The 13,942-nt window shown below is 49.5% G+C and carries 6 protein-coding genes; all 6 read left to right on the forward strand.

The features are described from left to right. Positions 1-10 precede the first annotated feature (10 nt). From E0E47_RS02920 to E0E47_RS02945, 6 genes are read left to right on the forward strand one after another with little or no spacing between them, the layout of a single operon-like run. Entirely contained in the window at positions 11-3,355 is a 3,345-nt protein-coding gene (locus tag E0E47_RS02920; protein ID WP_130892833.1) for a SusC/RagA family TonB-linked outer membrane protein, read from the forward strand. A gap of 24 nt (positions 3,356-3,379) precedes the next feature. Beyond that, entirely contained in the window at positions 3,380-5,089 is a 1,710-nt protein-coding gene (locus tag E0E47_RS02925; protein ID WP_021980186.1) for a RagB/SusD family nutrient uptake outer membrane protein, read from the forward strand. A 30-nt stretch (positions 5,090-5,119) separates the two neighbouring features. Continuing rightward, positions 5,120-7,138, forward strand: a complete 2,019-nt coding sequence (locus E0E47_RS02930) for a fasciclin domain-containing protein (RefSeq protein ID WP_232038308.1) — start codon at positions 5,120-5,122, stop codon at positions 7,136-7,138. 19 nt (positions 7,139-7,157) lie between these two features. Next, the gene (locus E0E47_RS02935) at positions 7,158-8,804 is read left to right on the forward strand and encodes a fasciclin domain-containing protein (protein WP_130892835.1); all 1,647 of its coding nucleotides are present in this window, start codon (positions 7,158-7,160) and stop codon (positions 8,802-8,804) included. Positions 8,805-8,813: 9 nt separating this feature from the next. After that, a complete protein-coding gene (locus E0E47_RS02940; RefSeq protein ID WP_130892836.1) occupies positions 8,814-12,068 on the forward strand; it encodes a SusC/RagA family TonB-linked outer membrane protein in 3,255 nt (1,084 codons plus the stop codon). A gap of 19 nt (positions 12,069-12,087) precedes the next feature. Then, positions 12,088-13,854 carry a RagB/SusD family nutrient uptake outer membrane protein gene (locus E0E47_RS02945; protein WP_232038309.1) on the forward strand — a complete coding sequence of 589 codons (1,767 nt, stop codon included), beginning with the start codon at positions 12,088-12,090 and terminating at the stop codon, positions 13,852-13,854. Positions 13,855-13,942 lie beyond the last annotated feature (88 nt).

The following is a 13,942-nucleotide window of genomic DNA, read 5'->3' on the forward strand; positions in this document are numbered from 1 at the left end:
GAATTGATAAATGAACATTATGAATAATAGAATATTGATGACCGTCCTATGGCTCGGGCTTATGGTCGGTTCGGTTCATGCCCAGATAACGTCCGTGAGCGGTACGGTACGGGATGAGATGGAAACATTGATAGGGGCGACGGTGTGTGAGGTGGATGCCACGGGGCGTAACATCAACGCTACGATTACGGATTTCAACGGCCATTTTGCCATGAAGGTGAAGAGCACGAAGAATAAGCTGAAAGTCAGTTTTATGGGATATAAGACGCAAACGATCCCCATAAACCGTACGGTGTACAACATTACGTTGGAATCTGCACAACGTGTAATGAAAGAGGTGTCTGTCGTATCCAAGAAACGTTTGAACAGCGGGGGGCTTGCTATTCCGGAAAGGGAAGTCAGCTTTGCTACCCAAACCATATCCACAAAAGAATTCGAGGGGTTGGGCATTACGACTGTCGATGAAGCTTTGCAAGGACGTATCGCCGGGCTTGACATCATTTCCAATTCTGGTAATTTGGGAAGCGGGACCACGATGCGTTTGCGCGGAACGTCCTCCATCAGTACGCTGACCAACCAAAACCCCCTTATTGTCGTGAACGGTAACACGTGGAACGTGGACATGAGCACGTTCGACATCAACAGTGCCAACGATGAAACCTTTGCCCAGTTGTTGAACGTCAATCCCGAAGACATAGAGGAAATCAGTGTGTTGAAGGATGCTGCTGCCACGGCTATTTACGGCTCGCAAGGTGCCAACGGAGTCATCGAAATCAAGACCAAACGCGGTAAAAGGGGAGCACCTGCCGTAAGTTATTCCTTGCGTCTTACGGGGACTTACCAACCGGAAGGCTATAAGATGCTGACGGGCGATGAGTACACGATGTTGCTGAAAGAAAGTTATTTCAATCCGGAGCAAAGCTCTACGGCTTCCAACATCCCGGAATTGAACTACGACCCTACCTTTTCGGAGTATGAACAGTACAATAATAATACCGATTGGCAGGATGAAGTGACCCAATGGGGATTGAGGCAGAACCATTACGTTTCTGTAACCGGAGGAGGCGAGAAGGCCACTTTCCGGATATCGGGAGGGTATGACCATGAGACTGGTTCCGTCATCCAACAGAAATTGGACCGCCTGTCCACTCGTCTGGCTTTGGACTATTACGTGAGCGACCGTATCAAGATTTCGACGAACTTTGCCATGACTTACACGGACAACCAGAAGAATTACGATGACTTGTTGGCCATTGCTTATAAAAAGATGCCCAACATGTCCGTTTACGAGCAAGATCCCCGCACGGGACTTTCCACCGGAAGATATTATGAGATGCTCCAGTCTGCCTCTTCCGTATTCAACGGGAATCAGAAAGACCTGGTAAATCCTGTGGCCAGTGCGCACTTGGCAAAGTTCGGTGACAAGACTTACGACATTACCCCGGAACTGGAAATCCAATACAACCTGTTGGGAACCACAGAAGATGAATGGCAGCTAAGATGGAACGGACGGGTGAACATGAATGTTTTCAATGAGTATATCGACAAGTTCTATCCGCAAGAACTGAAAACCATCAGTTGGAACGGGGATGTCAACATGGGATATACCGGAAGCTCGAAGAATGTGGCCATTGATACCAAACAGACGTTGACGCTCATTCCGGCTTTCAAGAATAAAGACCATTCCATGATGGCCATGGCGCGCTTCAACCTCATATCCGGCAACAACAACCAACAGTACACGGAATCTCGCGGGCTTCCTTCCGGAGGAATAGAAAGTCCTGACGCGGGCGGCATGATTAAGGGTATGTCTACCAGTTATAAACAATGGCGTTCCATTTACTACACGTTTTCCATGCACTATTCGTACAAGAGCCGTTATTCGTTGGATTTCTCCGTGCGAGCCGACGGAAGTACGAAATTCGGTCCGGATCAACGTTGGGGTGTTTTCCCTGCCGTTTCCGCACGTTGGAACATCATTGACGAATCTTGGATGGAGTGGAGCCGTAAATGGCTGTCCATGCTTTCCATACGTCCCAGTTGGGGCAGGGTGGGCAACCAACCTACGGAGGATTATCTTTATGAAAGCAAGTTCGGTACCGGTTCAGCTTATATCGACATGAATGCCATGAACCAGTCGAACATGCGTCTTACGGACCTTCGTTGGGAGACCAAATCCACGTATGATGTGGGTATGGATTTGGGATTTTTGGACGACCGTTTGAAACTGACTTTGGAATGGTATCATTCGACCACGGACGACATGTTGATGAGGGATGTCTCCATACCTTCGAGTACGGGATTCTCCAAATTGGCTTATAGGAATGTTGGTAAAATGCGGAATTTGGGTTGGGAATTCAATATAACGACGAACAGGATTATCAAGGCCGGTAAGTTTTCTGCCGATTTCAATGTGGCATTCGGAAACAACAAGAATGAGATTCTTGAAATGGACGCTACCGTGCTGAATATGTTGAACACCAAGTTTACACAAGAAAACCGTAACGTGTTGCAGCGCGTGCAATTGAATAATCCTTTCGGGGCAATTTACGGTTTCCGTTATAAAGGTGTATATCAATATCATTATGAGACTTTTGCGGACATGGGGGTGGCCGAACAAGAACAGTTCCTGGCAGACGGAAAGACGGCTCCGGTGGTTTTGAATGCCAACGGGGAAATCATCCGCGACAGCAAAGGGGAACCCAAACGGGTGAAATACTGTTTCTCGAATGCTGAAAACGAATCGAAGGATTATGATTTCAAGGGCGGTGATGCCATTTACGAAGACATCAACCATGACGGGAACATCAATGAATTGGATATCGTCTACCTCGGCTCTTCATTACCCAAGCTCACGGGAGGATTCGGCTTTACGTTGAATTACGACCGTTGGAGGCTGAATGCCCAGTTCAATTACCGTGTAGGCAATAAGATTCTGAACCTGGCCCGTTTGGATGCCGAATCCATGATTACGAACAACAACCAAAGCCAGGCCGTGAATTACCGTTGGCGCAAGGAGGGCGATGTGACTCCGATTCCGCGAGCCATGTACGGGACATTGAGCAACGGTGCCGTATCCAATTACAACACGTTGGTCAGCGACAGGTTTGTGGAAGACGGTTCGTTCCTGCGGCTCAATTATTTGCAACTGTCTTATTCGTTCAGTAGCAAGGTGACAAGGGCGTTGCGGCTTAAAGGCTTGCGCTGTTACGTGAGCGCGAACAACCTGTTCGTATTGACGAAATACAAGGGTGTGGATCCTGAAATCAATTATGGAAGTTACGGTGTGGCACAAGACAGTGGGCAGACACCGCGTGCGAAGTCGTTTACCTTGGGCGTGACCGTCGATTTCTAAATAATAATCAAAAGCGAAGAAAAAATGAAATCATATTCAATCTTAATGTCGGCAGCGTTAGCCGCATGTTCATTTACCGGTTGTGGGGATTTTTTGGACATCAAGCCTTTGAATGATATCGTGCTGGAGAATTTCTGGGACGAGAAAAGCGATGTGGACAATATGATAAGCGGCTGTTACTCTACGATGCAAAGTGGCGACTTCGTGTACCGTCTTATGGTTTGGGGCGAAGTGCGTTCGGACAATATCGTGGCGGGCAACAACGTGAATACGAATGTCGATTTGTCCAATATCTTTGAGGAAAACTTGCGGGCGAACAATTCCTACACGAAATGGGAGAAGTTTTATAGCGTAATCAACAGTTGTAACTTGATTATAAAATATGCTCCCCAGGTGGCAGAAAAGTCCCCGGATTATACCCCGAGTGCCTTGAAGGCCACGGTAGCGGAAGCTTCGGCGTTGCGTGACTTGTGCTATTTCTACCTGATTCGTGCTTTCAGGGATGTTCCCTATACGACGGAAGCATACGTGGACGACAACCAACAGTTGGCTTTGCCGGCCAGCAAGTTCGATGATATTCTGGACGCGTTGATAAAAGACCTCGAGTCGGTTCAAAATGACGCAGTGAAGGTCTATCCGGAAACAAGTCCTTTATACCAGACAGGAAGAATCACGCAGGATGCCATCCACGCCATGCTTTGTGAGATGTATTTATGGAAGCAGGATTATGAAAAGTGCATTTGGTATGCCGATACGGTCATCAATGCCAAGTTGCAAGAGTATAATGAAAAGTACCGGGAGTATGGCGGCCTTGTGACCGGTGTGGTAGACAAATTGGTGGAAGGGTATCCTTTGATTAGTGATGCGAACAGTACCAATACCATGTATGGCAGTGCTTATACCCAATTGTTTGTGGACGGCAACAGCAGTGAGAGCATTTTCGAATTGACTTACATGGATAATGACAATATGCTTTCCAACGAGGCGGTGAGTCATGGTTATGGCAATGAAGAAACCTTTCCCGGCTTTTTCCGTCCTGCCGATTTCATCGCAACGGATATTCCGGACCGTTCTTACCAGATTTATAATAACATGTATGATACACGTTATTATGAAAGTTTACAGCGTTCCACTTCTACGGATTTCAAGATTAACAAGTATGTTACAAACAGTGCCACGATTGACTTGTCTGCTTCCACATCCGATGAATTGTCCGTGTCCTACGGTACGGCTTATAGGGCGAGTTATTGTTCGGCCAACTGGATCGTTTACCGCCTGACGGACATCATGCTGATGAAAGCCGAAGCGTTGGTACAACTTGCCGTAGACAGGGAAAACGGGAAAGACCCGAAGCTTTCCGAGGCTTTCAAGTTGGTCAATGCAGTAAACCTTCGTTCCAATTGCGACAAGAACAAGGTGGCAGTTTTGGACAGCACATTATATACGACGAAAAGTACGATGAATAACCTCGTGATGGCCGAACGCCAACGGGAACTCATGTTCGAGGGGAAAAGGTGGTTCGACTTGGTGCGTCGTGCACGTCGTGAGGGCAATACGGACTATTTGGTGGAACAGGTGAAGCGCAAGTATACGACGAACGGCTCTGCTGTGCAAAGTAAACTTTCGAGGATGGAGGCCATTTATTGGCCTTATAACGAGGACGAACTGAAAGTCAATCTATATTTAGAACAGAATCCTGCTTTTGCAAGCGGGGAAAGTAGTTCGTACGAATAAAGACAGTATAAACACAAAAAAATGATGATTATGAAAAGGTCAGTATTTAAATATTGGGGAGGCTTGGCTGCCTTGTTGGCCCTGTTCGGTTTCATAGGATGTTCCGATGAACCGGATGAGATGAATTACTATACCTTTAAAGGGCAGATGATGAGCGACTACCTGCTAAAGACCGAACAGTTCAGCGATTTTGCCACATTGGTCAACCGTGCCGGGATGATGGACATGCTTTCTTCCTACGGTTCTTATACGTGTTTCGCTCCGACCAATGCAGCCTTGCAAGATTACATCAAAGGAAAAGGGTTGAGGTCTCTCGACGATTTGACGGACGCGGATTGCGATACGATTGTCCGTACGCATTTGGTGGAAAACATGTATTCCACTTCTGAGATGAACGACGGGGTGTTGCCGACGACCAACATGAACCGCCGTTATTTAGAGATAGGGCATGGCAATGATGAAAACGGGAACGCCGTGGTTATGGTCAACAAGACTGCCCATGTCATTTTCGAACTTCAAGACGACTCGGTAGAGAACGGAATCATGCAACCCGTAACGGAAGTGTTGGAAAACTCCAACCGGATGTTGCCGAAGGTGTTGGAGCAAAACGATAAGATTACGACGTTCTATGCAGCTTTGAAGGCCACGGGATTATTAGATTCCCTCAACGCCTATCGTGACGATTCGTGGAATCCGGATTTGTATGAACGTTATTACTACACTTCCCATATCAACCAAGAGACGGCTACCGTTCCTGATGAGAAACGTTACGGGTTTACGTTGTTCGTCGTTCCGGACTCGGTATTGTCGAGGAAATACGGGATTGTGCCCGGTGACATCAAGGGGCTTTACGATAAGGCGTGTGAGATATATGATGCGGTTTATCCGGAAGATAAAAATGCCGAATACCATAGCTTTGAGCGGTTGGAACACCGCAAAAACCCGTTGAATCGTTTTATGGCTTACCATATCCTCGACCGTGACGTGAAGGGGTGGAATTACCTGACCCCATTGAACGACATCGGCATAGAGACCACTTTGATGAATCCGGAAGACTGGTATGAGACGATGTTGCCCCGTACGATGATGAAGGTGGAGAAGCTTACGGTATGGAAATATACGAACATGTCGGGCGACCAACGCTTGGAAATTTACTTGAACCGGCGTTATGACGACAATTACAGCATCCATGGTTCCATGGTCAGCCGTACAGTAGAACCGGAATATGAGCAAGAGGGACTGAACGGGCGGTATTTCTATGTCAACGACATCGTGGCCTTTAGCACCGACACCCGCGACATCGTGCAAAACAGCCGTATCCGGATGGATTTCTCTACGATTTTTCCAGAGTTGATGACGAATGATATCCGGCAGAACGGCGACCCGGTATATAACGATCCGCCTTTCGACGAGACAGCCAAGTACGGGCGTAATTACTATTTCCCCAACGGGTATTTGAAGAATGTGAAGAACGCGGGATATTTTATTTACCGCCGTCCGCGTTTAGGGTACTACTGTTATGAGGGAGACGAAATGAACTTGTTCGGTGACTATGATTTCACGTTCAAGATACCACCAGTCCCGTTCGAGGGCGATTGGCAAATACGTTTGGGGTTCACTTGCGAGCCGACGCGTGGCATTGGCCAAATCTATTTCGACGATGTGCCGCAAGGCATACCTTTGGATATGACCAAAAACCTTGCCGACCCGACCATTTTGGGTACGGCGTTCCGCAGCGATTACACATCTGCCATGTCTTCATCTGAAAAACAGGAAGAACGGAAAGCGTTGAAAAACAAGGGCTATTACCGAGGTGCTGCCGGAGGGTATCATTTATTGGGAGATCGTCACGACATATTCGCAAATTGTGCGGATACTTATCGCATTGTGCTTTGTACGGTACATATCAATCCTGATAAAGACCATTTCTTGCGTATCCGCAACGTTTCGGACAACGGCAGCACGGAGTTCATGCTCGATTATCTGGAACTGGTGCCCAAGAGCGTATATGGCGTGACGGATGACGGAGAGCAAGAGGATGATTTGTAAGATGAATAAACGACGAATTATGAAAAAGACAATTATAAAATATGCTTGGGCGGCATTGCTGCCGTTCGTGGCTTCGTGCAGTGACGAATGGGATGAACATTACGGGCAGGGTAACCCTATGGCCAGTGAAGAATCCTTGTGGCAGGCGTTACAAGAACGCCCAGAGCTGTCCAATTTTGCACGTTTGGTGGAAAATGTGGGATATGAATATTATTTCGGCGGTGACCGGATGTTTACCCTTTTCGCTCCCACTAACGACTATCTCACGGAGGCAGCTGTGGACAGCCTGACAGAGGTTTACAATACCCAAAAGAACAACCGGATAAAGAATAACGACAACACTGTCATTAAACAATTCTTGCAAAACCACATGGCGATGTATAATTATGCTGCCATCCCGTCAGGAGATTCAGTGCAGATGATGATGTTGAACGGCAAATACAGTTATTTGGCGGATGGCACAGTGAATGGGGTGAAGTGCCTGACTTCCAACGAACTTTATCGCAATGGTGTGTTGTTTACCGTAGATGGCCGGCTTCCATATTTTGCCAACGTGTCCGAATACTTCAGCACGGATGCCGAGTTGGACAGTATCGCGTCTTTCTTCAGCCGGTATAACGTGTATGAGTTCGACCCCTCCCGTAGCGTCCCGGGGGAGATTGTAGACGGGAAGACGGTCTATCTGGATTCCGTGATGAACCTGAAGAACGTCATGTTCGACGAATTGGGATACATCAACCGTGAAGACAGTGCCTATTGGATGGTAGTGCCTACGGACCGGCAATGGAAGAGCCTTTATGAGGAATACAAGGCTTATTTCAACTACGACAATACTACCGCAAAGCGTGACTCCATGGAAAACTTGATGACGCACAAGGCTATCATACAAGGTACGATATTCAATATGAACATCCAACCTTCGCTGAACGATTCTGTCGTATCGACCAACTGGAATGAGGCCAATTACAGATACTATAAATGCTTGCGTCCTTTCGACCAAGGCGGGGTCTTCGCTGAGGCCCGTGATGTCACGTGCAGCAACGGGAAGGTATTCATAGCGGACAATTGGGCGATAGACAAACGTACGACATTTTTTCAGGAAATAAAGATTGAAGCGGAGAATGCTTATTACCGGGACAGTGTGGCCAAATGTAAGGAACCGGTCACTACTTGTGCAGTTCCGGCAGGAAATCCGTTGTACGGACAAGTGTCAGGCAATGCTTTTGTGCAGGTGGAACCGCGCAATACCGCTGTGACGCCGTTGATACGATATACGATACCCAATGTGCTGTCTAACATCGGTTATGACATTTATGCCGTTTTTGCCCCCGCGATAGCTGCCGACACGTTGGCTACGGACACGCTGCCGCTGAAAGTCAAGTTTTCGTTGAAATACAACGACCAGGATGGCAGGCAAGTGAACGATATCAAAATGAAAAATCCGATTAGCGGTACCTATTCGTATGAGACGGTTCCTAATGTCGTGGATACCGTCCTGGTTGCCAGCGATTACAAAATTCCTACATGCAGTTACGGGCTGAGCGAACCTCAAGTCCGCTTCACAGTGGAAAGTGACCGTTCGACTTCCAAATACACGCGTGTCCTGCGTTTGGACTGTATCGTGTTCAAACCGCACGAAGATGAAAACAATGATTCTAATGAATAACATAAGACCATGATGGACATGAAGTATAAAGTATATTGCGTTTCGGCCATGATGTTGTGTTGCATGGCATCGGAAGCACAGGAAAAAGACACTGTCGGGGTTGGTGACAGTGTGAAGAATGAAAGTGTCAGCCGTGTACGGAAAAAGGTAAAGACACGTACCATACGGGGAAAAGTGTTGAGCGGTACGGATAAGAAGCCCAAAGGCGGAGCCATGGTCCGCACACACGGCATGGACGGCTACAGTACGTTGACGGAAGAAGACGGGACTTTTAAGCTCGAACTCCCCGTTTTTGCGGCCTCCATTGATGTCTCTTCTCCGGACGACCATTTGGTGGAAGTGGGACTGCGTTCCACGGAAGAGCAGCCGCTCATCTTTTTGTACCCTCAGAGCGTGGCACCGTTGTACGGCAAGAAAACCGATATCCTGAACATGCGTGTGGCTGACGGGGCTAACTATTCCCCGGCCCTGTCGGTGGAAGAAGACATACAGCGTGAGTTGGGGGCGAGCGTGCGCACGGTGATGCGCAACGGCACGCCCGGTATCGGGGGCGTGATGATGATGAGCGGCCTGAATTCCATCAATGCCAATGCACAGCCGCTTATCGTGATAGACGGAGTGCCTTTGGACCAACAATATGGTAGGGAAATGCTTCACGATGGGTTCTACAATAACATCTTGACCAACATCAATCCGGCAGACATCGACCACGTGACGGTGTTGCGTAATGGGACGGCCCTTTACGGGGCCAAAGGTGCCAACGGGGTCATCCTTATAGATACCCGGCGGAGTAAAAGCATGGCTACCCGTATTACCGCCACATTGTCGGTTGGTGTCACTTTGGAACCCCGTTATTATGACATGATGAATGCGTCCCAATACCGGACGTATGCCAGCGAGCTGCTCAAGACCACCAACACGGCCATTCGCGATTTTAATTTTTTGGATGATTCCCCGAACAATTATTATGCGGAGAAATATAACAAGAACACCGATTGGAAAGACAAGGTCTACCGCACGGCTTTCTTGCAGAATTACGGCATCAATGTGGAAGGCGGAGATGAAGTGGCACAATACAACCTGTCATTGGGGTATACGGGAGCACAATCCACATTGGAACAGAATGACATGGACCGGCTGAACATCCGGTTCAATTCCGATATTGCGTTAGGTAATAAGCTAGACGTACGCTTCGATGCGGCATTTACCAACATCACCCGTGATTTGCGTGACGATGCCGCGCCCTCGAGTTATGAGGAAGGGACGCCCACGTCGCCGTCTTTCCTGGCGTATGCCAAGGCTCCGATGTTGAGCCCTTATACGTTTTCCAGAGGGGAAATCTATGAGAACCATTTGGACGTGACGGATGAAACTTATTTGGACGAGGCTTTGGCCGGATATAGCAATTATAACTGGAAGTTAGGTAACCCGTTGGCTATCCTTGAATATGGCGAGGCGCAGAACAAAAACCATTTCGAGAACTCCATGCTGAGCCTTTCCATCAAGCCTAAGTTCAAGTTTAACGACCATCTTTCGCTCAGCGAGCATTTCAGCTATGTGCTGACGAACACGAACGAGAAGTATTATATCCCCTTGAACGGTGTACCCGACTACTATGTGTCGAGTCTCGGGGCTTTCAGGCAAAACGAGGCACGTTCGTTGTTCTCCAAGCAGAATGCCATCATGAGCGACACCCGTCTGGAGTGGAACCAACGGTATGCCGCGCATGCCATTGCCTTGCGCGGAGGCTTCCGCATGCAATGGGACAGCTACCAGTTGAATACCCAAGTGGGTTACAATACGGGAAACGACAAGACTCCGTTCATCTCTTCTTCTTTGCAGGATGCTGCAACCGGGGGGGCGAAGGACCAATGGAACTCTTTGGCCTACTATGCCCAGGCCGATTATGACTTTAAGGGCCGTTATTACTTGCAGGCCACGGTGGCAGCCGAAAGTTCTTCCCGTTTCGGACGCGACACGGACCAGGGAGTGAAGATGTGCGGGGTGAAGTGGGGAATCTTCCCGGGTTTCCAAGCTTCTTGGGTTGTCACCAACGAGCCTTGGATGGCCGGATCAGGTTTCCTCAACTACCTTCGCCTATCGGCCGGAGTGGACGTGAGCGGCAATGACGATTTGCCTTACTACGCCACACGTTCGTATTTTGCCAGTTCGGACTATATGGGACAGGCTTCCGGGTTGGCGATTGCCGGTATCGGAAACGAGAAGATCCAGTGGGAGCGGACTCGCCGGGTCAATGTCGGTGTGGATGCCAACCTGTTGGATAATAGGTTGGGCGTGCGTTTCAATTATTTCCGTAGTGCCACCGACCATTTGCTGATGTGGCAGGAGATGTCCTTCCTGAGCGGTCTGGATAAGACCTGGGGCAACGGTGGCAAGTTGGAGAACCGTGGTTTCGACGTGGAAGCCACGGGAGTGGTATGGGCTTCACCGTCATGGCAATGGCAGGTCGGTGCCAGTGTGGGGCATTACAAGAACGAGGTCACCGCTTTGCCAGACGGCCAACAGTATATGGATACGGAAATACTCGGGGCCACGGTACGTACGGAGATAGGCCGCCCGGCCAATCTGTTCTATGGCTATAAGACAAAGGGTGTGTTTGCCACGAGCGCGGAGGCCCAGGCCGCAGGCTTGTACGTCCGTGATGCCAACGGGGTGGACCGGACGGCTTTCGAGGCAGGTGACGTGCACTTTGTGGACTTGGACGGTGACCATTTCGTCACGGAGGCCGACCGCACGGTGATAGGCGACCCCAATCCGGACATTTACGGTAACATCTTCACTACCGTGCAATACCAGCGTTTTCGTTTGGACGTGCGTTTCAACTATTCTCTAGGGAACGACATCTATAACTATATGCGCCAACAGCTCGAGTCAGGAAGCCGTTTCATGAACCAGACCACGGCGTTGGCACGGCGTTGGCAGGTGGAGGGGCAGCAGACAGACATACCCCGGCTCTCTTTCCAGGATCCGATGGGCAATAGCCGTTTCAGCGACCGTTGGATTGAAGACGGGAGTTATTTGCGGCTGAAGACCGTGACGTTGAGTTATGACCTGCCTATCTTTTCCACGTTCTTGCAGGGATTGCAGTTCTGGGTACAGGCCAACAACGTGTTTACCTTGAGCCGTTATTTGGGGGCTGACCCCGAGGGTGCGGCTTTGTCTGCCGTCCTGGGGCAGGGCATAGATGCCGGAAGCGTGCCTCAGAGCCGCAATTTCATGGTGGGTATCAAAATCAGTCTCTAATCTTAAAAGTATCATGACGATGAAAACAAATATATACAGGTTAATGGGTTGCGGCGTGATGGCCGCAGCCGTATCGTCCGTTTCCCTTACGGGATGCCAGGACTTCTTTGAGCAGGATTCAGACCGCATTATCTTTGCCGACGGCGGCCACCTGAACAACCCGACGGATACGGTGTATTCCATGGTGGGAATCTTGCAGAAGATGCAGGCCCTTGCCGACCGTTCGGTCTTGTTGGGCGAGGTGCGTGGCGACTTGGTGGATGTCAACGAATACACTTCGGCGGACCTTCGCGATATCGCCTTGTTCGAGTTGGACGACAGTGCCAACGTGTACAACCAACCCCGCGACTATTACGCGGTCATCAATAACTGCAACTATTACATCGCACGTGCCGACACGGCCTTGAAAGACAACCGGAACGAAAAAGTCTTCATGCGTGAATACGCCGCAGCCAAGACCTTCCGTGCATGGACTTATTTGCAGTTGGTGTTGGCTTACGGCAAAGTGCCTTTCGTTACCGACCCCATCTTGCTGTCGGGCGATTTGGAGCGCGACTATCCGAAATTGGAAGTGAAGGACATCTGCGAATGGTTGATTTCCGACCTTGTCCCGGTGGCCGACGAGGACATCCCTTTGTTCAACGGGTTGAGCGTGGACAGCCGTTTGGCATACGTCCCGACCAAAATCATGTTGGGCGACTTGTGTTTGTGGGCGGGACGTTACCGTGAAGCCGCACAATGGTATTACCGTTATATCTCGATGCGCAACGGTGAGCAGTCTGCATACGCTTTGGGCACGAATGGTTCGTCTTGGAACCGGGATGAAAAGGATTATAAAAGTTGGAGCGACAGCTATAGTGGCATGCTTACGTCTGAAGGGTATGCCGCAGATGCGGAACTCATTTCGCTGATTGCTTGTCCAACGGGTATGGCGGAATTGAACTATAGCCAGTTGAGGAATATCTTCAATTCCACGAATGAGAATGCCTATCGGCCTGAGCTGTCGCCCTCTGTGGCTTTGACCGATTTGTCGGAGTCGCAGGTTTATTGCAACTACTCCACGGCCAACGAGGTGACCTATGCTCCGGAGGAACTTCCGGACGGTCGTGGCGACCTGCGGTTGCCAAGCATCGTGCAGGAAGGTTCGGTAAACTATGACAATGCTTGGCGGCCCTCACAGACCGTTTTAAAATATTCATCGGCCAACGTGCGCATTTATCGCCGTGCCATGGTATACCTGAGGATGGCCGAAGCCTTGAACCGTGCCGGTTATCCTCGTTTCGCATACGAGATTTTGGCTGATGGCGTGAATGATTCCATCGTGCGTGCCCGTATACTCCCTTATTGTCCCACGTTGGAAGACAGCGCTTTCGTGCAAGGTTTCAGTTTTCCCGAAAACCGCTATGTCGTAAGATGCTTGGACACCAAAGCTACGGACATCAATACCATGGGACTGCACTCGCGCGGTTCCGGTTGGACGGAGTTCAACGAGCATTACGCCTTCCCCGTGGCGCCCGAAGGGGTGGCCGACACGCTCCAGTACCAGATGGAAAAGGTAGAGGACATGTTGGTGGACGAAGGGGCTTTGGAATTGGCCTTCGAAGGGCAACGTTTCTACGACCTGATGCGGGTGGCCCTGCGGCGCAATGATCCCGCTTATCTGGCAGAAAAGATATATGCCCGGCGGGGAGAAGACCGGAGAGGGGAGATGCGTTCGCTCATCAAAGCGCAACTGGCCGACAAGCATTCATGGTATTTGAGTTGGAGGGGACAAATCGGATACTAAGATTGTCAAAGAGTAACCTGCAAGGCGGAAAAGGACTGTGTTGCCTTTTCCGCCTCGTTTTTGCCTTTAATGCGATTTTGTTTTGATT

The organism is Paraprevotella xylaniphila YIT 11841, from assembly GCF_900683745.1.
Classification (GTDB): domain Bacteria; phylum Bacteroidota; class Bacteroidia; order Bacteroidales; family Bacteroidaceae; genus Paraprevotella; species Paraprevotella xylaniphila.